This is a genomic window from Chryseobacterium paludis (assembly GCF_025403485.1).
Taxonomy (GTDB): Bacteria; Bacteroidota; Bacteroidia; order Flavobacteriales; family Weeksellaceae; genus Chryseobacterium; species Chryseobacterium paludis.
This window is the reverse complement of record NZ_CP099966.1, coordinates 1,244,360-1,268,061: the sequence shown is the minus strand read 5'-3', so window position 1 is coordinate 1,268,061 and position 23,702 is coordinate 1,244,360. Positions and strand designations below refer to the sequence as shown.

General features: G+C 35.8%; 22 protein-coding genes. 9 read left to right on the top strand and 13 right to left on the bottom strand.

The features are described 5' to 3' along the window. Entirely contained in the window at positions 1–3,057 is a 3,057-nt protein-coding gene (locus tag NG806_RS05420) for a DNA polymerase III subunit alpha (RefSeq protein ID WP_261512252.1), read from the bottom strand. A gap of 4 nt (positions 3,058–3,061) precedes the next feature. Next, a complete protein-coding gene (gene dinB / locus NG806_RS05415) occupies positions 3,062–4,225 on the bottom strand; it encodes a DNA polymerase IV (protein WP_261512251.1) in 1,164 nt (387 codons plus the stop codon). A gap of 61 nt (positions 4,226–4,286) precedes the next feature. Between dinB and NG806_RS05410 the strand changes: the two genes are divergently transcribed. From NG806_RS05410 to NG806_RS05390, 5 genes are all read left to right on the top strand, one after another. Further along, a complete protein-coding gene (locus tag NG806_RS05410; RefSeq protein WP_261512250.1) occupies positions 4,287–5,057 on the top strand; it encodes an XRE family transcriptional regulator in 771 nt (256 codons plus the stop codon). Between the two features lie 225 nt (positions 5,058–5,282). After that, complete coding sequence (locus NG806_RS05405) at positions 5,283–5,510, top strand: glutathione synthase (RefSeq protein WP_214824830.1); 228 nt, start codon at positions 5,283–5,285, stop codon at positions 5,508–5,510. A gap of 14 nt (positions 5,511–5,524) precedes the next feature. Beyond that, positions 5,525–5,767, top strand: a complete 243-nt coding sequence (locus NG806_RS05400) for a hypothetical protein (protein ID WP_214824831.1) — start codon at positions 5,525–5,527, stop codon at positions 5,765–5,767. Between the two features lie 147 nt (positions 5,768–5,914). Further along, positions 5,915–6,085 carry a lmo0937 family membrane protein gene (locus tag NG806_RS05395; protein ID WP_034684968.1) on the top strand — a complete coding sequence of 57 codons (171 nt, stop codon included), beginning with the start codon at positions 5,915–5,917 and terminating at the stop codon, positions 6,083–6,085. 61 nt (positions 6,086–6,146) lie between these two features. Next, complete coding sequence (locus tag NG806_RS05390; protein WP_261512249.1) at positions 6,147–6,758, top strand: alpha-ketoglutarate-dependent dioxygenase AlkB family protein; 612 nt, start codon at positions 6,147–6,149, stop codon at positions 6,756–6,758. A 5-nt stretch (positions 6,759–6,763) separates the two neighbouring features. Here the strand turns inward: NG806_RS05390 and NG806_RS05385 are convergent, their stop codons facing one another. The 6 genes from NG806_RS05385 to NG806_RS05360 form a co-directional block, all read right to left on the bottom strand. After that, complete coding sequence (locus NG806_RS05385) at positions 6,764–7,228, bottom strand: NUDIX hydrolase (RefSeq protein WP_214824834.1); 465 nt, start codon at positions 7,226–7,228, stop codon at positions 6,764–6,766. A gap of 24 nt (positions 7,229–7,252) precedes the next feature. Next, entirely contained in the window at positions 7,253–10,024 is a 2,772-nt protein-coding gene (acnA, locus tag NG806_RS05380; protein WP_261512247.1) for an aconitate hydratase AcnA, read from the bottom strand. A gap of 209 nt (positions 10,025–10,233) precedes the next feature. Further along, positions 10,234–11,229, bottom strand: coding sequence for an aldo/keto reductase (locus NG806_RS05375; protein WP_261512246.1), 996 nt, complete (start codon positions 11,227–11,229; stop codon positions 10,234–10,236). 113 nt (positions 11,230–11,342) lie between these two features. Next, positions 11,343–11,747: a low affinity iron permease family protein gene (locus NG806_RS05370; RefSeq protein WP_214824841.1), complete on the bottom strand. Its 405-nt coding sequence runs from the start codon at positions 11,745–11,747 to the stop codon at positions 11,343–11,345. Positions 11,748–11,843: 96 nt separating this feature from the next. Continuing rightward, positions 11,844–12,344, bottom strand: a complete 501-nt coding sequence (locus tag NG806_RS05365; protein WP_214824845.1) for a CinA family protein — start codon at positions 12,342–12,344, stop codon at positions 11,844–11,846. 12 nt (positions 12,345–12,356) lie between these two features. Further along, the gene (locus tag NG806_RS05360; RefSeq protein ID WP_261512242.1) at positions 12,357–14,501 is read right to left on the bottom strand and encodes a catalase; all 2,145 of its coding nucleotides are present in this window, start codon (positions 14,499–14,501) and stop codon (positions 12,357–12,359) included. A 342-nt stretch (positions 14,502–14,843) separates the two neighbouring features. Here NG806_RS05360 and NG806_RS05355 point away from each other — a divergent pair, with 342 nt between their 5' ends. After that, complete coding sequence (locus NG806_RS05355; protein WP_214824850.1) at positions 14,844–15,431, top strand: YciE/YciF ferroxidase family protein; 588 nt, start codon at positions 14,844–14,846, stop codon at positions 15,429–15,431. Positions 15,432–15,570: 139 nt separating this feature from the next. Here the strand turns inward: NG806_RS05355 and NG806_RS05350 are convergent, their stop codons facing one another. From NG806_RS05350 to NG806_RS05335, 4 genes are all read right to left on the bottom strand, one after another. Further along, positions 15,571–16,476 (bottom strand): helix-turn-helix domain-containing protein, encoded by a 906-nt coding sequence (locus tag NG806_RS05350; RefSeq protein ID WP_261512240.1) that lies wholly within the window; start codon positions 16,474–16,476, stop codon positions 15,571–15,573. A gap of 16 nt (positions 16,477–16,492) precedes the next feature. Next, on the bottom strand, positions 16,493–17,491 hold the full coding sequence (locus NG806_RS05345) for an aldo/keto reductase (protein ID WP_261512239.1): 999 nt from the start codon (positions 17,489–17,491) through the stop codon (positions 16,493–16,495). A gap of 147 nt (positions 17,492–17,638) precedes the next feature. Further along, positions 17,639–18,583 carry an aldo/keto reductase gene (locus tag NG806_RS05340; RefSeq protein WP_261512238.1) on the bottom strand — a complete coding sequence of 315 codons (945 nt, stop codon included), beginning with the start codon at positions 18,581–18,583 and terminating at the stop codon, positions 17,639–17,641. Positions 18,584–18,814: 231 nt separating this feature from the next. Beyond that, positions 18,815–19,186 (bottom strand): winged helix-turn-helix transcriptional regulator, encoded by a 372-nt coding sequence (locus NG806_RS05335; protein ID WP_261512236.1) that lies wholly within the window; start codon positions 19,184–19,186, stop codon positions 18,815–18,817. Between the two features lie 185 nt (positions 19,187–19,371). Here NG806_RS05335 and NG806_RS05330 point away from each other — a divergent pair, with 185 nt between their 5' ends. Beyond that, positions 19,372–19,974: an FMN-dependent NADH-azoreductase gene (locus NG806_RS05330; protein ID WP_261512235.1), complete on the top strand. Its 603-nt coding sequence runs from the start codon at positions 19,372–19,374 to the stop codon at positions 19,972–19,974. Positions 19,975–20,103: 129 nt separating this feature from the next. Here the strand turns inward: NG806_RS05330 and NG806_RS05325 are convergent, their stop codons facing one another. After that, complete coding sequence (locus tag NG806_RS05325; RefSeq protein ID WP_261512234.1) at positions 20,104–21,912, bottom strand: hypothetical protein; 1,809 nt, start codon at positions 21,910–21,912, stop codon at positions 20,104–20,106. A 230-nt stretch (positions 21,913–22,142) separates the two neighbouring features. Here NG806_RS05325 and NG806_RS05320 point away from each other — a divergent pair, with 230 nt between their 5' ends. Next, entirely contained in the window at positions 22,143–22,607 is a 465-nt protein-coding gene (locus tag NG806_RS05320; protein ID WP_214824861.1) for an SRPBCC family protein, read from the top strand. 198 nt (positions 22,608–22,805) lie between these two features. Then, entirely contained in the window at positions 22,806–23,654 is an 849-nt protein-coding gene (locus NG806_RS05315; RefSeq protein ID WP_261512232.1) for an AraC family transcriptional regulator, read from the top strand. Positions 23,655–23,702 lie beyond the last annotated feature (48 nt).

The window sequence follows — 23,702 nt, the reverse complement described above, 5'->3', positions numbered from 1 at the left end:
TTATTTAAACTTGTTTCTGGGTAATCCGATTTCATGAGCCTGTGGGTAAGGAGGTCGGTTGGTCATACTTACATCTTCTTTAATTTGCTTATGAATATCATATTGCATTTCTTTATCATAGGCATATCTTGGATCGGGAATAAATGGCATCTTAGCCATTTTAGTGACTGTAATGGTAGGAAAATGAAAATCGACTTCTACAATTCCTAAAAGCAAATAACATCCGCCACCCTGAAATGAATACTTTTCAAGGCTGTCCGGAAAATGAGCGGTATCAAAATAATCCCCGTTTACATCGATCCAGGTTCCAAAATACATAGTTCCTTTCTTGGTCGGAACATGTTTTCTGGAGATCAGATAAGCCATCATCTTCACTTGTTTCTTATGGTACTGTAGCAGGTCTTTTACAAAAACGGAACCCCTGTATTGGGTCTTCAATAAATCAAAAGGGCCGCATGATACGGTAAATCCCAGAATTTCAATTTCATCAAAAGCATCTTCAAAAGTTTCCCTTTTCAACTGGGGAAGCTTGTATTCCTTAACGGGTTCTTCAATTAACATCAAACCCCTGTTTTCTGGTTTAAAATTCACGAGAAGCATTCTGATTTCTACCAGTAATTCATTTTTTTGTTTTCCTGTAAATCTGAAAGCTCCGATGAAAATGAGGATCTGCGCGGTTTCGAGTCCAATGGGGACTCTGCGGATAAAATCTTCTAAGGATTTGTAATCCTCATTTCTGATTCTTTCTTCAACAATAAAATGGGCAATTCTCGTTTCAAGCCCCTGCAAATGCATAAATCCAAGATAGATCTCTTTTCCGTGCAAGGTGGTTTGAAAATCACTGGTATTTACACAAGGATTGCAGACAATCCCACCGGACATTTTGGTTTCATGAATATAAACCTCAGTACGGTAGAACCCACCCATATTATTGATCACAGAAACCATGAACTCTAACGGGTAGTATACTTTTAGATATAAACTCTGATAACTTTCTACGGCATAGGAAGCCGAATGTGCCTTACAGAAAGAATATCCGGCAAAGGACTCGATCTGGCGGTAAACTTCTGCCGACAGAGCTTCGGGATGTCCTTTTTCACAACAGGATGCAAAAAAGTTACTTCTTACTTCCTGAAGCTTTTCAATGGAACGGCCTTTTCCACTCATAGCACGTCGTAAAATATCTCCGTCGGCCAAAGATAAGCCGCCATAATGTTGGGAAATTTTGATCACATCTTCCTGATAGACCATAATTCCATATGTTTCCCCTAAATGCTCCCTGAACACCTCATGAAAATATTCAAACTGGTCAGGATGATTGTGTCTGAAGATATATTCGCGCATCATCCCACTTTGGGCGACACCAGGTCTGATGATCGAGGATGCGGCGACTAAAATTTTATAATTATCACATTTCAGCCTTCGTAAAAGTCCACGCATGGCAGGACTTTCAATATAGAAACAGCCTATTGTTTTACCTTGTGCTAAATATTCATTGCATACCTCTTCATCTTTAGAAATTGATGTATCCCGAATATCTATTTCGATATTCCTTGTTTTTTTTATCAGCTTAACGGTATCATTAATCGTTCCTAAGCCTCTTTGGGAAAGGATATCGAACTTTTCAAAACCGATATCTTCAGCCACATTCATATCAAACTGAACAATGGGAAATCCTTTTGGTGGCATTTCAAGGGCCGTAAAATGGGTAATAGGTTCTTCTGAAATCAGAATTCCACAGGCATGCATGCTTCTTTGATTCGGAAACTTTTCCAATAGCTTGCCATATTTATGAACGAGCTTTACAACTGGGTTTATATCATGAAATTCTATCCGTTGACTGGTCAGCTCATCCAGCTCTTCTTTCGGTAAACCAAAGACCTTTCCAACTTCCCGTAATATCGATTTGTATTTAAATTCAACATTTGTTCCGCAGAAGGCGACATGTTCTTTTCCATATCGGTCAAAAATATATTGCAGAATGGCATCTCTTTCCTGCCAGCTCCAGTCGATATCGAAATCAGGTGGAGTTTTTCGGTTTAGATTGAGAAATCGTTCAAAATAAAGATCAAGTTCCAAAGGGCAGATATCCGTAATTTCCAAACAAAAGCTGACGATACTATTGGCACCACTTCCCCGTCCTACATGCATAAAACCCATTCTGTTGCTGTATCTTATAATATCCCAGACGATCAGAAAATAAGAACTGAAATTGAGCTCGTCAATCACTTTAAGTTCTTTTTCAACCCTTGCTGTGGCTATTTCATGATCCAAGCCATAGCGTTTTTTTAACCCTAAATACGCCAGTCGGGTCAGCATTTTAAGATCTCCTTCTTTAGACCGGGTGTAATGTTGTTTGTTTTTGACTTTATCTCTATAAATAAATTCAAAATAACAGTCATCTAGAATCTGTTGTGTATTCTCAATAATTCCAGAAAACTGCTGGAAAGAATCTCTGAGACTTTGTTCCTGCTTAAAATATTCCGTTTTATGACAGGTTTCGTTTTCAGTTAGTTTAGTGAGGAGTGTATTGTTATCTATAGCTCTGAGAATTCGGTGTAAATTATAATCTTTCTTGGTGGCAAATGTTATCGGATGGAGAATCACCATTTTATGGGTGAGACTTTGATATTCAGGGCGTATAAGAAGCGTTAATTCTTCTTCCCGGAGACCTATGAATTCATTTTCTTTTAATACTTCGGGAATATTTTCTTTCGGATAAATAACAAATACATTGGCAAATTCGGGAGCGGTTGCCGTTAAATTTTTCTCCTCACAGTTATAGTCTGTAATGATCCGGTTGATTTCCCCAATACCACTGAATTCCTTTGCAATCGCAACATAAAGAAGCCTGCCTTCTTTCCTTATTTCAACTCCGGCAATGGGTTTTATACCACAATCATCACATAGGGTTTTAAACTCGTAAATCCCGGTGATGGTATTGATATCCGTTAAAACCAGTTCCTTAACTCCCAGCTCATAAGCCTGTTTTACTAATTCCTTTATGGATAATGTGCCATAACGAAGGCTGTGAAAAGAATGACAATTGAGAAACATAGCGTTAGAGTAATCTGTTTTTATTTTCTAAATCAAACCCTGAAGCCCTGCCGACAGCTTGTGCTCCAAAACGGTTTTTGATGTAATCCATCGACTGATACAGGTTCATCAGTTCTTCAGTGTCTTCGAAAAGATCCATCTGGTGATTTCCATGAACCAGTCCTGTGAAGCGTAAACCTACCAAACGAAGACGCATTCTTCTGGTATAGGCTTTTTGAAATAATTCCAGGGCAACCCGTGAAAGCGTGTGATCCGCAGACGTATAGGATACCTTGCATTGTTTGGTTTCTGTATCAAAATTGGAATACCGGATCTTAATAGTTACCGTTGAAGTCAGCCATTTTTCCTTCCGCAGCTGATAAGCCAACTGCTCTGCCATTCCTGATATTAATCCTTTTAAAGAGATAATATCCATGGTATCATTTGAAAAAGTCCTTTCTGTGGAGATCGATTTTCTTTCCGAATAAGGGATGACTGGATTTTCATCAATGCCATTTGCTTTTTTCCATAGTTCAATTCCGTTTTTACCAATCATCTGCTGCAGCACCAGGACAGGCATGTCGGATAGAGTATGGATGGTACGGATGCCTATTCTCGAAAGAAGCTGAAAGGTAGCATTGCCCACCATCGGAATTTTTCTTATGGATAAAGGATTGAGAAATCCTTGCATATTCTGAGGTTCTATTTGCAGTTTTCCTTCAGGCTTAGATTCCCCGCTTCCTATTTTTGAAACGGTTTTGTTGTTGGATAGGGCAAAGCTGATCGGAAGCCCTGTTTCTTTGGTTACCGCAGCAGCAATTTCTTTCGTCCACTGATAGCATCCAAAAAACTGATCCATTCCGGACAGGTCAAGGTAAAATTCATCAACACTCGCCTTCTCCATGACCGGAACTTTACTTTGGATCACCTCTGTTACCAAATGAGATAAATTAGAATACAATTCATGGTCTCCACGGATTACTTTAGCATCGGGACAGAGTTTAAGTGCCATTCTTATAGGCATTGCAGAACGAACGCCGAATTTTCTTGCTTCATAGGAACATGATGCTACTACTCCACGGTCCCCACCTCCGATGATCAGGGGGATTCCGTTAAGTTCTGAATTATTAAGACGCTCACAGGACACAAAAAAGGTATCCAGGTCCATATGTACAATCGATCGTTCCACGGAACAAAATTAGTTACAATTTATATCAAAATGATTATATTTGTTGCTATAATTTATAGCAATGTCAGTTTTAGCAGAAAACATCAGGTATCTGAGAGATCAATTAAAATTATCTCAACAAACGGTAGCGGATCACTTATCAATCACCCGTGGTCGATATGCCAAATATGAAGATGGTGCTTCACAGCCTCCAATAGAATTATTGATTAAAATATCCAGATACTACAGGATAAGTATTGATCTGATGGTGACTATAGATCTCAAAAAATACCCCTTGAATGATATTGTTAATTTACCTGATAACAGAATTGTACTTCCTGTTGTAGTAGATCAATCCGGGAATAACAGTATTGAAATCATTCCTCAAAAAGCATCGATGGGATATCTGTCCGGATATACAGATCCCGGTTATATCGAAAGCCTGCAGAATATTTCGTTACCCTTTCTTACCAACGGAAAATACAGGGCTTTTCCTGTAGAAGGAGATTCTATGCCCCCTTTTAAAGATGGCGCTTATATTGTCGGAAAATATATTGAAAAAACAGAAGATCTAAAAGCTGATAAAACATACATTTTCGTAACGCTGAATGATGGTATTACCTATAAAAGATTTAAATCCAGAAAAGAAAATACAATTCATGTCGGTGCTGATAATCCGTTTTATGAGCCGTATGACATTCTTCTGAATGATGTATTGGAAATCTGGGAATATGCGTGTAGTATTTCTACCCAGGAATTTGAAACTGAAAATAATACCCAAAATGTGAAAGATATGTTTCTGGAATTACGGAAAGATATTAAAGATTTGAATAAAAAATTTTCGGAATTGTAATAAATTTTCGGATAAAAATCCACAGTTGATAAATCCACTAAAAGGATTAAAAGGAATTGTTGTAAATATTTGAATATCAAATTTATCAGGAGATATACCTGGTTCGTCAAAATTTTATTTAATATAATAATACCATAAATATTTGATGTTAAATATGAAAATAAATAATGTTTTTGAGTAAAATGGCACAATTTATTCTTTATATCAATCAAATTCTAACTTATTATGGCACATCAAGATTTACATAAAGAAGATTTTGTACCGACTGATAACAACCTGTATCAGGTTGAATATAAAAAAGGAGAAATTGGAGAAGGTTCTGATTTAACGGTAGAGAAAAAAAATGAAGATGGAAGCTATGAAGTTATACAGGTTATCATCAGAAGATTCGAGGATAGTATTTTTATAAGTTGGAGTGAGCCATTTGATGGCAGAATTATTTTTGAAAAATAATAAATATAGGTGATATGAAATATAATGAAGCGGTTCAACATAAAAAAGAGGCTTTAAAAAAAGCTGATGAAACAGTGTTAAAGGATTATCACATCATCATTACGCCAGCTAATACTGACGAAAGTCAAAAGCATATTAAAGCTTTTATGGACAGCCCAAAAACCTTTAGTGACGAAAGTTGCAAAAAGTTTTGCTCAGATGATGAATATGAGGTGGTCAGTTTTAGAAAAGACGGTGTTGAGGATAAAAACAGGTAGCAGGGTTTCTTGCTTACACTGATTATTTTACAGGTATTCTCAATCGACAAAGAATATTTGAAGTAATACGTAAACAGCATTTGTTTATCATACGAAGCATAAAGTATGCTTTATCTTAATTAATAATAATTAAAAAAAATTACAATTATGAGAAGTTTATTATGGTTAGTAGCAGTTATTTGTATTGTTGTTTGGCTTTTAGGAATGTTAAACATCATACCGGGAATCAGTACAGGTTATTTAGTTCATGTTTTATTGGTTATTGCCATTATTGTAGTTCTTTACAATATTATTTCAGGCAGAAAACCTCTTGATTAAAAAATATTAATATCCTTTATTGCAGACAGAATCACCCTGCAATAAAGGATAATTTTTTACCATGGATCAGCTAAGTTTATTTGATGCAGACGAATATTATCAGTTTCCACAGGAGTTACTGGAATATACAGATGATTTTTTACCGGAAAACGAAGCGACAGCGCTTAAAGTGTTTTTAATGGAAACCACTCCATGGATACAGACTACTCAGAAGATGTACGACAAAGAGGTTCTGACTCCCCGTCTGACGGCATGGTATGGAGATGAGGGCAAAGCCTATCAATTGAGTGGAACCCGTGTTGTGGTCAATCCATGGACTTCTGAATTACTGGCACTAAAAAACCGTTTAGAGCATTTTTCAGGATATACATTCAATTCTGTATTGTTAAACTTATACCGTAACGGGAACGATTCTGTAGCGTGGCACCGGGATAGAGATAGTAGATTTGGTAACAGACCTGTGATTGCTTCCCTTAGTCTGGGGCAGGTCAGGAATTTTGATTTCCGTAAATTTGATGATCATCAGGTAAAATACAGCTTAGCCCTTTCACACGGCTCATTACTGATTATGAAAGGTGACCTACAGCTTCATTGGGAACATCGGATCGCTAAATCAGTAAAACCGATGCAACCCCGGATCAATCTCACTTTTCGATTAATTAAAGAGCTGTAAGAATCTTACTTTTCTTTTGTTATTAGTTCTTCCAATTCTGATAATAATCCTGCTTGTGCTATATTAATACGGATCTTCGCTTCTTCCGAACCAAACCATTTCCACTGATCTACTTCCGGTATTTCAATAAGTTTTCCTGATCTTGGCGGCCATTCTATCTCTACAGAATTACTGAAAAGCCGGGCTGTTTCTACATTGCCTTCTACAGCCCAGGCATATACTGTTTTCCCTCCTTTCTGCCGGATCGGAGACAATTCGATGAATTCTCCTTTTACAGACTGTCCGGTTTCTTCTTTAAACTCTACAAGAGCCCGTTCCAAAGGATCTTCATCCTGTTCTATTTCGCCTTTGGGAATGGACCAGGCACCATTATCTTTATTCTTCCAGAAGGGACCTCCCGGATGAACCAGAAAATAAAACAGATCGTTATTTTCCTTTTTAAATAGTAAGATGCCAGCACTTGTTTTCATATCGTGTAGTCCTGATTCCGGAGATTAGTTATTTTTTAAATAATCCCTCAAAACATATTGTAAAATCCCTTGGTTTTTATAATATTCAATTTCTATTGCCGAATCCAGTCTGGCCTTAACCGTGAATACGGTTTCTTTTCCAGATGGATGAACAGCTTTTACATTAAGCATTTTATGAGGGGTTAAATTTTCCTCTAAGCCAGTAATGGTATACGTTTCTGTTCCATCTAATCCTAATAATAATGCACTTTCTCCATCATTGAAAACCAATGGAGCAACGCCCATTCCAACAAGGTTACTTCTGTGAATACGTTCAAAACTTTCAGCAATTACGGCTGTTACTCCGAGTAGAAAAGTACCTTTTGCTGCCCAGTCACGGGAAGAACCGGAGCCATATTCTTTACCTGCTAAAATAATCAACGGGGTGTGATCATTTTGATATTGCATCGCTGTATCAAAGACGGTTTTAACCTCTCCTGTTGGTAAATAACGGCTATATCCACCTTCTTTATCAGCTATTTTGTTTTTTATCCTTACATTGGCAAAAGTTCCACGCATCATTACTTCATGATTTCCTCTTCTGGATCCATAGGAATTAAAATCCTCTTTGTTCACGTTATTACTCTTCAAATAGCTTCCTGCAGCAGAATCTTCTTTAAATGATCCGGCAGGTGAAATATGATCGGTGGTTACGGAATCTCCAAGGTATAAGAGAACTCTTGCATTTTTTATATCGGTTACAACATCAGGATCAGCTTTTATGTTTTCAAAAAAAGGAGCCTCTTTGATGTACGTTGAGTTTTTGTTCCATTCAAAATTCTGATCCAGATTAACTTCCAGGTCTTGCCAATCCTCCGAACCATCGAAGATCACATTATATACTTCTTCAAAGTCGTCCTGTTTCATGCATTCATTAATTGTTTTTTGAATCTCTTCCCTTGAAGGCCAGATGTCTTTTAAATAAACAGGTTGTCCGTTTGGATCATAGTCCAGAGGGTCTGTAATTAAGTTAATGTCCACGTGCCCTACCAAAGCATAAGCAACCACCAACATCGGGGACATTAGGAAGTTCATTTTCACTTGTGGGTGTACCCTTGCTTCAAAATTTCTGTTTCCGGATAATACGGAGGCTACCACTAGTTCTCCATTATCAACCGCTGTTGCAATAGCAGGTGGAAGTGGTCCTGAATTTCCGATACATGAAGTACATCCATAACCGACGGTATGAAAACGAAGTGCCTCAAGATCTGTATTTAAACCCGATCTTTCCAAATATTTGGTCACTACTTTAGAGCCTGGTGCCAGAGAGGTTTTTACCCATGACTTTGTCCTAAGTCCTTTTTCTATGGCATTTCTAGCTAAAAGTCCGGCACCTACCATAACAGCAGGGTTTGATGTATTGGTGCAACTGGTAATAGCGGCAATCACAATACTTCCGTCACTCAATACAAATTCTGAATTATTTTGTTTAATCCTTACGGTTCGCAAAGAATCCTGAATGACTTCTGAATGGATTTCGCCTTCAATAGGGACTTTACCAAAAGTAAATTCTGTTCCTGACCCGCCATCAGCTAGCCAGGCATATTCTGTTCGTTTGGAGATAGGTTCGTAATTACGGTGATGTTCATCCTTTAAAACTTCTGAAAATCTCTGACTGAGATCTTTAACTAAAATCTTATCCTGTGGACGCTTAGGACCGGATACTGTAGGTTCTAAAGTCGATAGATCAAGTTCTGCTACAGAAGAGTATTTGATTTCTTCTTTTCCTGTTCTCCACAAAAGATTTTCTTTGCAATATTCTTCAACAATTTTGATCTGTTCCGGAGAACGGTTGGTGGCGTGCATATATTCCAAAGTCCGCGTATCAATAGGGAAATACGTAACAGTACATCCAAATTCAGGTGACATATTGGAAATCGTTGCACGGTCAGTTACTGTTAAATGATCCAGCCCATCACCAAAAACTTCAACAAACTTGCCTACAACACCTTTATCTCTTAAAATTTTAGTAATAGAAAGTACCATATCTGTTGCGGTACAATGATCCGGAATTTTTCCTGTCAGTTTTAAACCTACAACCTCTGGGCAAGTAAAGAAAATAGGCTGTCCCAGCATGGCTGCTTCTGCTTCTATACCACCAACACCCCATGCAATCACTCCAATTCCGTTCACCATTGGGGTATGAGAATCGGTTCCTACTAAAGTATCAGGGAAAAGCCACTCATCCTTGCTGATGACTCCTTTTGCTAAATATTCCAGATTAACCTGATGGCATATCCCCATTCCGGGAGGGACTACGGTGAAATTATTCAGTCCGTGTTGAGCCCATTTTAGAACCTCATACCGCTCCTTATTTCTTTCAAACTCAAGTTCTACATTTTTATCATAAGAGTAATCGGTTCCAAAATAATCTACCTGAACGGAATGGTCTATAACCAGATCCACAGGAATAGCAGGGTTTATCTTTTGTCCGTCTTTTCCCTGTCTCACAAATTCTGAACGCAAAGAGGCCATGTCTACTACTGCCGGTACTCCTGTAAAGTCCTGCATTAAAATCCTGGCGGGTTTAAATGGAATATCTTTATCATTAGGAGCAGGTGTCCATTGGAGTAAGGTATCTATATGTTCATTTGTAATACCAAAACCATCATAATTCCTTAGTACATTTTCTAAAAGAATACGAATGCTGAATGGCAGATGATCCACAGTTTCCGGAAGGTTTTTTAAAGAACTGTAGTGATAAGATTTTCCATCAATAGTGAGCTCTTGTACAGATTTTGCGTTTGGGGTGTTCATTTCTGTTGTTTTAATAATACCTCTAAGTTACCCCAAAAAAAGAAATGATGAATGAACATTAGGATATATTAACACTATAAAAAAGATTGTTTTTTTTTATTCTATTTATGAACAAGTAATTACTTAATGGCTGATGCAATGATATCTTCTTTGCTTCAATATAAAACCTCCTATTATAGGAGGCTTGGTATTATTTTAAAATTAAAATTCTATTGATAATCAGTAGTTTGGACTTTTTCATAAATGAGGCCTTCAGATTTTAATTCATTCCAGAAGTCAGGTGGAATAACTGCATTTAATCCATTCATATTATCCTTTACCTGATCCGGTTTACTGGCTCCGGGAATAATAGCAGCAAACTCATCAGCAGCTAAAACAAACTGCAGAGCAGCATGAATAATATTTGTATCGTATTTTTTTGCTATTTTGGCTATCCTATCACGTTTTTCAGTCATTCCTTTAGGAATAACATCTTTATAATTGTAACGATCTCTACCCGCTATAAAACCTGAGTTATATCCAGCTCCGGAAACTAATTGTACTCCAGCTTTTTTTACGGCCGGAAGTAATCGGTCTACAGCATCTTCATGTTCTAAAATAGAATATTGTGTGGCAGAAAGACAGATGTCCGGATCTGCTGCCTCTATGCAGTCTAAAATAGGCTCAATCTTATTGACTCCCATTCCCCATGCTTTGATAATTCCCTGATCACGAAGATCTGAAAGTACTTTAAAGGCTCCTTTTTTAGCCTGTTCCAGATAGTATGGATACCGGTCTCCTACCTGATCTTCTGATAGATCATGGATATACACAATATCGATTCGATCCAATCCTGTTCTTTCAAGACTGTCGTCTATCGATCTTTTGATAGCATCGGCTGTGTAATCATGTTTGAAATCATAATTCAGTGGTTTTTTCCACATGGTAGGTGGAACTTCAGATTCAGGAACTTCTTTAAATAACCGACCTACTTTTGTAGAAAAGACAAAGTCATTTCTGTCTTTGTCCTGTAGGAATTTGCCAAACCTTCTTTCGCTTTTAGTCAATCCATACCAGGGTGATGTATCATAATAACGTATCCCCAGATCCCATGCTTTCTGCAGAATATTGTGCGCTTCATCGTCCGTAATAGCCGCAAAAGCAGTTCCTATAGCTACTCCTCCTAATCCTAATTTGTACTTTTCTGTTAGAATATCCGTTTTCATATTTTACTTTTTTTTGAATTTTGGCTACTTTATAATAAGCAAATATCATGCATTTATAAACAATTATAATTGCGGTATCAGTAATTATTTTGATTCCTTAAAAAGGATAAAACTTATTTGTAACGATGATTAGAAGCATGTTGTTCGTTTTTCAAACGAGTTTGGTTTGAATCAATTTTTCTTCTTTTCTCATATAGTTTTTGAAATTTTTCCTCTGTATGATCTTCTATGTCAACGATCCGGTTATTTGACTGTTCATGGGCTTTAACCAATTCATTTAATTTTATCTGCATTGCTTTTGAATCATTATTTTGCGATTTTAGAGTAAAGAAAATCATTGAAAAGGTAATTAAGGTTATCCCTGTACTGATGGCTATTCTCCAGGTGGGTGAGAAAGAAAAGACAGATCCCAGGATACCCCATACAAGAACCAATACTCCGACTACAATAAATGCGATGACAGTTCCTGTAAAACGTATGGGTTGATCTGTGATTTTGTTTAATATAATATTTTTCATAATAATAAGTTTGAAAGATGAATTAATATTTCATCATGATTAATGAAAAGGGAATTTATTCATCTTGTTAGAGAGTTAGGTCTGCTGTTATACATTTTACTTTAATATCAATTGTTGGTTCAATTTGCTTTTAAAGCATCCTAATATAAACTCAGCATAATACAGCTGAGCCTTCATTGCTGAAGTTTTATAAGGCAATTCTATTCTTTTGGAAAGAACAATTTCATTTTTATAATTAATTGAGAAAAAAGAAAAAAGATTATAATCCGAATATCGACTTGGTGTGGCAAATCCTGTAATGGCTATTGACCATTGTGTTGAGAATAATTTGGCTACGCTAAGAGCCATTGTATTGGCAATTTTTTGTGATACACCATCACATTCTTCAGCCTCTTTTCTGTCAACATTTAAGATTTTCACTTTTTCTTCTAACGTATAAGCAGTAAGTCCACCCTTATAAAATAAGGAGGCATTCTGCATTTGTGAAAACGAAAATTGTAAAAAACCAGATGTAACCGTTTCAGCAACTGAAACGGTTTCGTTGATCGTAAGTAAAGATTGGCTGATATAATCAAGTAAAGTCTGTTGAAGTTGCATGTTAATCAAGTTTTAAACTGGGTTATTTCTTTCTTTTTCTAATTCCCAAACCCGATGATTGGCAATTGCTTTGATGAATCGGGTATCGGCATCTTTGTTCTCAGCAGTAATAACAGCAGGATCGTCATGTTTTTTATTTTTAATATGACTTGCCTGATAAACTGAATCTGTTTCATTTCCAAAGTAAATGGCTTTACAGTGTTTATAAGCTTCATTAACAAATAACAGCGTTCCCGGTCGATTATCTTCGTTCATTAAATTTTCAGCCGATTTTTTACCACTGCATACATAAAGGGCATCGAAACATACACTGGACGTACTTGTAAGAGAATGTTTAGGCTCAAAAATTGTCCCATCATCCGCCTTAACAGGAGCTAAGTTTCCGGAAATGATCTGAACTACGGCTCCTTTACTTTGAAGCTTAGATTGTAATGTTTTTACGTCATCTGCTTTCACCCCATTCTCCATCATAAAACCGATGACACGGCTCTTTATCGTATCTTTCACGGTATTGGCCATACTTAGTGCCTCAGAACTTTTTGTCAGCGGTTCTTTTTCAGGACTTTGTAATGTTTTAGGATTGGTATCTGCGGGTATACTTCCATTAGGCTGTTTCAGTTTGGTAGCCTCTACCCCTACTTTTTTTGCTACCGTAGAAGCTAAATCTTTATTAATAAAAGCCAATTGTCCAACCACTCTTTCACGGATGGCAGGAATAGTGACCTTAGATAATTCAAAAATAATGGCATTTTGAAGATGTCGTTTTTCATCAACAGATTGGCTGTTATAGAATAATTTAGCCTGGGAATAGTGATCTACGAAGCTTTGACTTCTGGCGCGTATTTTACTGCCATCTACCCTTTCACTTTGTGTAGAGAATCCACCGTCTTTCATCATGGCCTGAAATGGACAGCCTCCACCCATAGTATTGGGTTCATAACTTACCTTGCCTTTTACAATTTGCTGGCGCATATGTCCGTCCCGTTGATTATTGTGAACCGTATTGATGGATCTGTTGATAGGTATTTCATGGAAATTAGGAGATCCTAACCTCGATAATTGTGTATCTGTATAGGAAAATAATCTTCCTTGTAATAATGGATCATTGGTAAAATCAATTCCAGGAACCAGGTGTCCCGGGTGGAAAGCAACTTGTTCTGTTTCAGCAAAGAAATTGTCTGGGTTTCTGTTGAGTGTTAAAGTACCTACAAGTTCCACCGGTATTTCTTCTTCCGGAATTAATTTGGTTGGATCCAACAAATCAAAATCAAATCGGTGTTCATCTTCTTCGGGGATGATCTGTACACCAAAATCCCATTCCGGAAATGCTCCATTTTCAATAGCTTCCCATAAATCTCTTCTATGGAAATCTGAATCTTTTCCAGATATTTTTGTGGCTTCATCCCAAGCTACAGAATGAACTCCCAGTTTAGGCTTAAAATGAAATTTCACAAAATGCATTTTTCCTTTTTCATTAATAAATTTGAAGGTGTGAACCCCAAAGCCTTCCATCATCCTGTAACTTCTCGGGATTGCCCTGTCACTCATTGCCCACATAATCATATGCATGCTTTCCGGCATTAACGAAATGAAATCCCAAAAAGTGTCATGTGCTGAAGCAGCTTGTGGAATTGCATTGTCGGGTTCAGGCTTTACGGCATGAATAAGATCAGGGAATTTCATAGCATCCTGAATAAAAAATACAGGAATATTATTACCTACTAAATCATAATTACCTTCTTCTGTATAAAATTTAATAGCAAAACCTCTTACATCACGCGCTAAATCGGTACTCCCTGCGCTTCCGGCAACAGTGGAAAAACGGACAAAAACAGGAGTTTCCTTACCTTCTTCTCCTAAGAATTTTGACTTAGTATATTTTTTTAAGCTTTTATTTAATTTAAATATGCCATGAGCTCCTGAACCTCGGGCATGGACAATCCTTTCAGGAATTCTTTCATGATCAAAATGAGTGATCTTTTCTCTAAGGATAAAGTCTTCAAGCAGACTTGGTCCCCGATCATCAGATTTTAATGAATCCTGATTATTATTGATTTTTAATCCCTGATTAGTGGTAAGATTCTGATCAGTATTATCAGTGGTATGGTTCTGAAGTTGATCTAATTTGGGGTCTTTTTGATTTTTAGGGTCTTTCATTGTATATATATTTTGATGGTTTGATTTGTATTTTCCTATAGATTACCAAAATGAAATCTATATATTATGGTTCTGCAAAATGTTTTTTACATGTATAAGCCAAAAAGTAAGATAAGATATGCTAGCGAAACGAGAACAATTGTCTTTGAGGAAAATTTTTCCCCAAGAATTATTCTTCAGTTAAAATGATGTGGCTATTTTAATTAATGTAGAAAATATATTATATGCTATCCAAAAAACACGCCAATGTATTAATAAGTAAATGATGTTTTATTTAAAAATCTTTGGCTTTATTATTGTTATGGTTAATAAATTATTAACAAATCATTAAAAATATTATTTATGGCAACTAAAACCAAAACACCAAGTACCAGAAAGACAACACCTGCAAAAAGTAAGGTAACATCTGTTTCTGCAAAAAAGATTCCGGCGAAAAAAGATGCAGCAAAAGAATTAAAAGATTTGTTTGAAGATGGGTTAAAAGATATTTATTGGGCAGAAAAGGCATTGACTAAAGCATTACCAAAAATGCAAAAGAATGCTACCGATCAAAAGCTGAAAGATGCAATAGGTGCTCATTTGGCTGAAACTAAAGAGCAGGTAAAGAGATTAGAGGATTGTTTTGCTGCGCTGGGTAAAAAACCACAGGCTAAAAAATGCGATGCCATGCAGGGATTGCTTGATGAGGGTAAAAGTATCATGGAGGAAACAAAACCAGGTGCTGTTCGTGATGCCGGTATTATTGCCGCTTCCCAAAAAGTAGAACATTATGAAATTGCAACCTACGGAACTTTAGCAGCTTATGCCAAAGTTTTGAAACAGAATAAATGCCTTAGAGCACTCCTTAAAACATTGGGAGAAGAGAAAAAATGTGATGTACTTCTTACCAGCATTGCAGATACAGCTTTGAATAAGAAAGCGATGAATTAATAAGAATAAAAAGTTTTCGTAAGTAAAATTCCTCAATCTTGTATTGAGGAATTTTTTTTGAATTTAAGTGTGATCATATCAATAAAAAAGTCTCGTAACGAAGTTGATCCTTTATCCTAAAAAACGGATGAAGAATAGACTATTGATCTATACCAAAAGAAGCCCTGAATTCCATCGGAGCCATTTTTGTTTTCTTTTTAAAAAGAGTACTAAATGACTGAGCATGTTCAAACCCTAAAGCGTAAGCAATTTCGCTAACAGATAAACTGGTAGTTGATAGTTTTTCCTTGGCCTTAGTTATTAGTTTTTCATGGATATGCTGTTGGGTGTTTTGTCCCGTATGAATCCTGAGAAGATCACTGAGGTAATTGGGAGACAGATTCATTGCTTCAGCGATAAGGTGAACTGTTAATAGACCCCGATCTGAGGGTTGATCATTATCAAAATAATCGTTCAGGAAACGCTCGAATTTAACAAGCAGCTGATGATTGTTATTTTTACGGGTAATAAACTGTCGTTCATAAAAACGGTTGGAATAATTAAGTAGAAGATCTATTTGTGATAAAATGATCTCTTGGGTATGGCGATCGATATGCTGGCATTCTTTGTCAATTTTCTGGAGTATTTCAATCAGATCATTTTCTTCATCTGTTGATAGATGCAGAGCTTCATTTACAGCATAAGAAAAAAAGCCATACCCTGTAATCGCAGAAGCCAAAGGATGTTTCAATAGAAAATCAGGATGAAAGATCAGGAGATAGCCTGAACCACATTCCATATTATGTAAGTCTAAGTACTGCACCTGATTAGGTGCAGTAAAGCTTAGTACTCCTTTATCATAATCATAATGCTGCTGGCCATATCTGATCTTTCCTTTTGCATCTCTTTTTAATGCAACACAATAGAACCTGTTTACAAAGCCTTTCCATATCTCATCTTCCAGAAAAATACTGTCAGATAAATTGATAACGCTTACCAGTGGATGTTTTGGTTCCGGTAAAGATAGTAAGCGATGAAAAGCAGAAATTGATTGAATGGCATTCATAAAACAAATGTAAGAATTAATCTAAAAGTCCCATACTGAACTCATCATATGGAGCCCCGGTGTCAGTGCCTAACGGTATTATACTTTCCAGTTTTAAAAGATCAGCTTCAGTTAATCGGATGCTGGCTGCATCAATATTCTGTTCCAAATACTTTCTACGTTTTGTTCCAGGAATAGGAACAAAGTCTTTACTGATGATCCAGGCTAATGCTAATTGGGTAGATGTAATATTTTTTTCTTTTGCCATCATTTCAATTGCATCTACCAATTCAATATTTTTATGAAAATATGCTTCCTGAAAACGTGGGATTCCCCTTCGGAAATCATTCTCAGGTAAATCATTTATAGAACGGATTTGCCCAGATAAAAAACCACGTCCTAAAGGTGAATAAGGAACAAAGCCTACGCCTAGTTCATGCAATGTTTTAATCACCCCTCTTTCTTCGACCGTACGTTCAAACAAAGAATACTCACTTTGTACTGCAGTAATTGGATGGACCATATGGGCTCTTTTTACTGTTTCAGAAGAAACTTCTGATAAGCCAATATATTTTACTTTTCCTTCCTGTACCAATTCACTCATGGCACCAACAGTTTCTTCAATAGGAGTGTTTTTGTCAAGCCTGTGCATATAGTAGAGATCAATATAATCTGTTTTTAAATTCTTTAATGAACGTTCTACTGATTTTTTTATGTAATCTTTATTTCCTTTAATTGCCCAAGTCACTTTGCCACTGTCATCGATTTCCCAGCCAAATTTAGTAGCAATAATATATTGACTGCGGCTATTTCCGATTGCTTTTGCAATAAGTTGCTCATTTTTAAACGGACCATAAAGATCTGCGGTATCAAGAAAATTACCTCCTAGTTCCAAAGATCTGTGAATAGTGGCGATAGCTTCTTTTTCATCTGCTTCACCATACATGTTATTATCCTCAAAGCCTGTCATTCCCATGCATCCCAGACCGATAGTGGGAACCATTAATCCCTGATTTCCTAATTGTATTGTATTCATTTTCATACTGTTGATTTTAATGATTCAAAATTCGTTAGAAATCAGAAATTCGATGTATGCAAAACGCTGAACAATGTATGTAAACCAAGGATACTGAATAGAATCTTAATAAAATGAATAAAAAAAGCCTCATTAAGAGGCTTCTTTTTATTTACTTGCTTCATTCAGAAGATTGATATCATCACTATTTAATTGAAGTTCTGTGGCTTTAAATAATGTTTGTAATTGAGATTGGCTTGTGGCGCTGACGATCGGAGCTGTAATGAGTGGATTAGCCAGTAACCATGCCAATGCAACAGAAGCTTGATTAGCTTGATGCTTTGCACTAATCTCATCCAATGCCTTTAATACTTTTTCCCCTTTTTCATTAAGATATTTTCGGACTCCCTCACCTCTTGCACTTTTTGAAAGATCTTCTTCACTACGGTATTTTCCTGTTAAAAAACCGGCTGCTAAGGACCAGTATGGGAAAACACTCAGGTCATATTTTTTAACCAATTCTGCATATTTAGTTTCGAAATTCTCTCTTTCCAATAAGTTATAATGAGGCTGTAAGGCAACATATTTTGGGAGATTATATTTTTCCGAAGCCTCAAAAGATGCTGTTAACCGTTCGGGAGATAAATTTGAAGCTGCGATATAGCGCACTTTTCCAGCTTTAATGATCTCATCATACGCTGCAAGAGTCTCTTCCACAGGTGTTGTATGATCATCAAAATGGGTATAGTAAAGGTCAATATGATCGGTCTGAAGTCTGCTTAGTGATTCATCTACTGACTTCAGAATGTGTTTTTTACTGATATCAAAACCATGTTCTTTAGTTTCCGATCCTACTTTTGTAGCGATCACCAAATCGTTTCTGTTTCCCCGGCTTTTCATCCACTTTCCGATGATCTCTTCAGATTGGCCACCTTTTCCATTTACCCACCATGAATAGGTATCAGCAGTATCAATAAAATTAAATCCAGCTTGTGTAAACTGGTCCAGGATATCAGAAGACTGCTGTTCGTCTAATGTCCATCCAAAAACATTTCCTCCAAAATTAATCGGAGCGATTGATAGATCTGTATTTTTTATGATTCGTTTTTCCATTAATTAAGAAATTTAATTTTTTAGCAATGATAATTGATGTAAAGTCACAGAACTTCACAATTGAAAACCTTTAAGACGGTTGATCTATTTGTTTTCTGAATAGTTTGAAGATTTAGAATCATCTTCAGTAGTATAAATTTAGGGAAAAATTTTCTGAAGAATGTAGGAGAATGGACTATTTAAGATAATATTAATATAATCCTATTTAATTTTATAGTATAACAGATAAGATTACTTTCTCATACTTTCTTTAATTTTTTCCCTGTGCCGTTTACCCCAGACACTTAATTCCGCCATTACACCCTTTAAAGTCATGCTATACTCGGTTGCTTCATAAATGATCGTTATGGGTTTGGTAGGATATACATTCCGGGTAATGAAGCCATTCAGTTCCAGAGTTTTTAGTTCTTTGTCCAGTACTTTTGAAGATATCCCGGTAACTTCATGCTGAATCTCATTGAAGCGTTTTGATGATTGAATCAAAGACAAGATCAAGGCCAACTTCCATTTTCCATTCAATACATATAATGCATCGAGGACATTTCTGAGTGAGCCGGCACATTCTTCACTATTGAGAAGAAGCTCTTTATTGGTGTCTTTCATAAGACAAAGATAATGACTTACCCCAACGTAAGCGCTTTCCTTTAGGTAAGTCTATTCTTTTCGCCATACGGTAGCTATACATTTGCTTTAATTATTTGAGCGAAAGAATCATTTTATAATAACAGAAAAAATCAGAATAAGCTCATCATGTAACAATAAAAGGATTATTAAATAAGTAAATTTTTATGAAAAACATTCTTCACTTAAAGTCAAGCCTTCAGGGTAAAGGTTCTTATAGTATTAAACTAGGAAATACCATCGTTGAGAAAATTCTGGAAAAATATCAAGGAAGTACATTGGAAGAACTGAACCTTGTAGATATTGAAATTCCACATCTCAGTCCTGAAGTTCTTCGTGCATTCTTTACACCCGGCAATGAGATGTCAGCAGAGCAAAAAGAGTTTATCCGTCTTTCTGATGAACTTGTTAAACAGTTATTGGCTGCGGATATCATTGTTATTGGTGCTCCTTTGATCAATTTTACCATTCATTCCTCTCTAAAGGCGTGGATCGATCACATTACAAGAGCTGGAATAACTTTTGGGTACGGGGAAAATGGTCCGATTGGAATGGTGACAGGAAAAAAAGTATATGTGGCCATGTCTTCAGGAGGTATTTATTCTGAAGGACCTGGAAAAGAAAACGATTTTGTGGCTCCTTATTTGAAAGCTTTCCTTGGCTTTTTGGGAATGACAGATCTTACTGTATTCCGTGCTGAGGGTTTAAAAGTACCTGGAGTCCAGGAACACGCTATGCAGAAGGCGGTTGAGAGTATCGTGATAGATTAATTTGAAGTATTAAGCTTTGATTTTAGTTAAACGCAAAGGCGCAAAGGAATTTCGATTATTATCCTTGCGCCTTAACATCATAATTGTAAAATAAATGGCGTCTTTGTGTTTAATAAATTCAGTAAATTTTTATTTTCCGACCTGAGGAATTTCAATTTCTGAAACCATCATTTTGTATTTCTGTAATTGAAGAGGTATGGCTTCTTTTTTATCCCTGAAAAAGATTGAAGTACTGAAAAGATCTTCATAATAAGTAATGCCATCCAAAATGTTCTTTTTAAAAGAGTTCCATTTTTTTGTCTGAGAATGAGTAGTAACTACAGATGAATCCGCGATCTCTTTTTTCAGATGATCAACATACATTTTAAGTTCATTGATAAACATATTCGGACGTCGGTTGTCCGGTAGAATATTTGAATTACCGTAAATGTGCTGGACCATTTCTAATAATGAAACTTCTTTATTGAAATAGGCAAGATTTGGACCTGGACAAATTACAACCCCTTGCTTCTCTCCTTTTATTTCTATGTTCTGTTCCAGATATGCGGAATTAACCAATCCAACACATAAACATGCTTTATCGGTAATTTCGGTTTTCCTTTTATTGAACTCATCAGTCGTTAAGGTTTTTTTTTCCATTTGAAGTTCATCAAGTTTAATATCCTGATATTTCTTTGAGGCTGTGCATATACCTTTCGGAGAGTATTCTTTACTTAGAGCTAATAACTTTTTCGGACATGAGCTTCCATATTTTTTATTCCCTTCTTTCTTATCTTTCAAAAGCTGATTGGAAGTACCACGAACAGTATTGAAAGGAACACCCAAAGGAGAAATGTTACTGAGATAAAAATCTTCTTCCTTTGATTTCAGGAGAAGCTCTCTGGTTGCTTTATCTACGGAAGTAGCTTCCGGAACGAGTAAAAATGGCGATCCCCACCCTACGCTGTCAACATTGTAATTTTCAAGTAAAAATTCGTGCTCTTCCGATGTGCCTACCCCGCCCTGAACTGTAATTTTCATTTCCAGTGGCTGTACAACAATATATTTGCCTTTCTGTTCTAAAGCATTATTCATTATTGTATGTGCAGACTGTATAAGTTCATTCTTTTTTTGTTTAAACTCTTCCATGATCGGTCCCAATAACAAACCTTCGGTTGCAAAGGCATGTCCGCCGCAATTTAATCCTGATTCTATTCTATATTCAGAAATCCATAATCCTTTCTTTGCTAAAAAATTCCCCTGTATCATTGCTGAACGGAAATCGCTGACCTTAAGAATGATCTTCTTCTTTAAAATACCATTCTGATCGGGGAAAAAATCATCAAACTCTTCGATATAACTGTATAATCGTGGATTCATTCCAGCGGAAAGCACCATTGATGATGATAATTTGCTCTTGGCAAATCCTCGCAGCGAAGCATGGGCATCATTATAAATAACCGGGAGCTGTTCGTTTTTTCTGAAATTGTCTTTGTCTACTTTGGTCATGATATTGACATCGATACCTCCGGGTTTCAGATTGGTTTCAATAAAATGTTTGATGCTCGAACTGAGATAATCCTTTTGATTTAAAAAACTTTGTAGTCCGTTTTTAAGGTCAGAAGTGTTAGGAAGCATTGCAATGAAGTTCTTTAGTACTTCCTTATTTTTACTAAGTTCCTGTTTAAAAGCTTCAAATTTTTCATTTACGATATCATCCATCATATCTAGGTAATCCGTAATTCTTTTGGCGCGGTAATCGTCTGTTTTATGAGAAATACTGCGATAATCCAAACTGAATTTTTTGTTATAAAAGTCTTTCATTTTTTCGATGATCTCATCATCTATGATAGAAATAACAGAAGAAATTCCATAGTGTGCCACCCGTATCGGACTGTCTATGGTATAGGCGAGTCCCATCACAGGAATATGAAAATTGTGTAAGGGTTTATTTTTCATTTTTATTAATAAAATTAGTTTGAAAAGATAGTTTGAAACCCTTAATTATCTTATACTATTATCTACTAAAGTATACCTTTACAGTATATGAGAATAATGATATTAAAAGGGAATTAAAAAGATATTTTTTATAAAAAAAATCAGGTAAAAAAAAATGAAAAAGAAACGCAGTTTTAGAAAGTAATACCTTACTTTGTTTTAAAGGATCAATAAATAAAAATTTGAAAAGTATGGTACATCAGCTTCAGCGTGAGCAACAATTATATTGTAATCTGGAAACGGCCTGGAATTTTTTTTCTTCGGCTAATAATCTGTCTGAAATTACACCCAAAGACATGAATTTTATTGTTCTTACCAAGCTGGAAAATGATGAGATTTATGAAGGAATGATCATCGATTATTATGTTTCTCCTCTATTGGGAGTTAAAATGGCCTGGCAAACAGAAATTACCCAGGTTTCTTTTCAAAAGAATTTTACAGATTTTCAGAAAAAAGGACCTTATAAATTGTGGAATCATTTTCATGAATTTATTCCTAATGAAAGAGGAGTACTGATAAGAGATACTATCGATTATGAACTTCCTATGGGATTTTTAGGAGAAATTGCACATGGTTTATTTGTTAAAAAGAAACTTGAGCATATTTTTGATTATCGTTTTCAGGTTTTAGAAAGATTATTTAATCAGAATAAATAGTTAATCCTATTTTTTAATCTGGATTAAAATGAAAAAATAGATGAAGCTTTCTTTATCCTATTTTTACACCGATAGTAGATTTAAGATTGAAATTTTTTATAATTTACAATAAAAGCAATATGGGAGAATTTTGTTTTAGTATATTATTTTCTGCATTATTATTACATTTACGTTGATAAACGTTCTAATAAATATACCATGGTAAAATCTACAATACCACTCCATAAAAACGAGCTTCCCATTATTGGTATTGAAATCTGCCCTATTGTTAAGCCTGATAAAATATTACAAATTCCACATAGGGATGAGCATTTTATGTTTGTTGTTCAACAGGAAGGTAATTCTTTATGGGAACTTGATTTTCGTGAAATTGAATTATTTGGGACATCAATCTTGTATGTAGCACCAGGTCAGGTTCATCGGTATTTAAAACATGAAAATTGTAAAGGTTGGTTTGTATTTATAGAAACCGCATTAATCCCTAAAACGTATCTTGAGATCTATAATACCTATCTTAATTCCAATCAGGTAGCTTCAATAACAAGAGATAGTGATTTATTTTCATTTATTCCTGTCTTTGATTCTATTTTAAAGAATCCTGAAGCTCCTTTTCAGAATAACCTTATAAGTTCGCTCTCTGATAGTTTGACAGGGCTTATTATTAGAGTATTCATAGAGAACCGACATTCTGAAAAGATTATTGCCGGACAGAAATATAAAACTGTACTTCAGTTTAAACAATTGATTCAGACGCATTATAAACAATTGAAGCAGGTAAAAGAATATGCATCGGAACTTCATATAACTCCTCTTTATCTGAATGAAGTAGTAAAAGAAATTACAGGTTTTGCGGCCAGTCATTGGATACAGCAGGAAATTATTATTGAATCTCAACGGCTATTATATTATACCAATCTGGATATAAAACAGATTGCCTTTGAACTGGGTTATGAAGATTACGCCTATTTTTCCAGGTTTTTTAAAAATAAAACAGGATTTACAGCATCTCAGTTCCGAAAACGAAAACCATTATTTGTCCAATTATAGCCATGGAATAGCTATCGTCAGATTTGCTCTTCAAATTTACTTTTGTAC

Bases quoted from the DNA above. Each gene is read 5' to 3' on its own strand.
- NG806_RS05390 (WP_261512249.1), top strand. From the start codon at position 6,147: ATGGATCAGCTAAGTTTATTTGATGCAGACGAATATTATCAGTTTCCA.
- NG806_RS05330 (WP_261512235.1), top strand. From the start codon at position 19,372: ATGAAAAACATTCTTCACTTAAAGTCAAGCCTTCAGGGTAAAGGTTCT.
- acnA (WP_261512247.1), bottom strand. From the start codon at position 10,024: ATGAACACCCCAAACGCAAAATCTGTACAAGAGCTCACTATTGATGGA.
- NG806_RS05340 (WP_261512238.1), bottom strand. From the start codon at position 18,583: ATGGAAAAACGAATCATAAAAAATACAGATCTATCAATCGCTCCGATT.
- NG806_RS05355 (WP_214824850.1), top strand. From the start codon at position 14,844: ATGGCAACTAAAACCAAAACACCAAGTACCAGAAAGACAACACCTGCA.
- NG806_RS05320 (WP_214824861.1), top strand. From the start codon at position 22,143: ATGGTACATCAGCTTCAGCGTGAGCAACAATTATATTGTAATCTGGAA.
- NG806_RS05325 (WP_261512234.1), bottom strand. From the start codon at position 21,912: ATGAAAAATAAACCCTTACACAATTTTCATATTCCTGTGATGGGACTC.
- NG806_RS05395 (WP_034684968.1), top strand. From the start codon at position 5,915: ATGAGAAGTTTATTATGGTTAGTAGCAGTTATTTGTATTGTTGTTTGG.
- NG806_RS05315 (WP_261512232.1), top strand. From the start codon at position 22,806: ATGGTAAAATCTACAATACCACTCCATAAAAACGAGCTTCCCATTATT.
- NG806_RS05375 (WP_261512246.1), bottom strand. From the start codon at position 11,229: ATGAAAACGGATATTCTAACAGAAAAGTACAAATTAGGATTAGGAGGA.
- NG806_RS05405 (WP_214824830.1), top strand. From the start codon at position 5,283: ATGGCACATCAAGATTTACATAAAGAAGATTTTGTACCGACTGATAAC.
- NG806_RS05345 (WP_261512239.1), bottom strand. From the start codon at position 17,491: ATGAATACAATACAATTAGGAAATCAGGGATTAATGGTTCCCACTATC.
- NG806_RS05370 (WP_214824841.1), bottom strand. From the start codon at position 11,747: ATGAAAAATATTATATTAAACAAAATCACAGATCAACCCATACGTTTT.
- NG806_RS05350 (WP_261512240.1), bottom strand. From the start codon at position 16,476: ATGAATGCCATTCAATCAATTTCTGCTTTTCATCGCTTACTATCTTTA.
- NG806_RS05360 (WP_261512242.1), bottom strand. From the start codon at position 14,501: ATGAAAGACCCTAAAAATCAAAAAGACCCCAAATTAGATCAACTTCAG.
- NG806_RS05335 (WP_261512236.1), bottom strand. From the start codon at position 19,186: ATGAAAGACACCAATAAAGAGCTTCTTCTCAATAGTGAAGAATGTGCC.
- NG806_RS05365 (WP_214824845.1), bottom strand. From the start codon at position 12,344: ATGCAACTTCAACAGACTTTACTTGATTATATCAGCCAATCTTTACTT.
- NG806_RS05410 (WP_261512250.1), top strand. From the start codon at position 4,287: ATGTCAGTTTTAGCAGAAAACATCAGGTATCTGAGAGATCAATTAAAA.
- NG806_RS05420 (WP_261512252.1), bottom strand. From the start codon at position 3,057: ATGTTTCTCAATTGTCATTCTTTTCACAGCCTTCGTTATGGCACATTA.
- NG806_RS05400 (WP_214824831.1), top strand. From the start codon at position 5,525: ATGAAATATAATGAAGCGGTTCAACATAAAAAAGAGGCTTTAAAAAAA.
- NG806_RS05385 (WP_214824834.1), bottom strand. From the start codon at position 7,228: ATGAAAACAAGTGCTGGCATCTTACTATTTAAAAAGGAAAATAACGAT.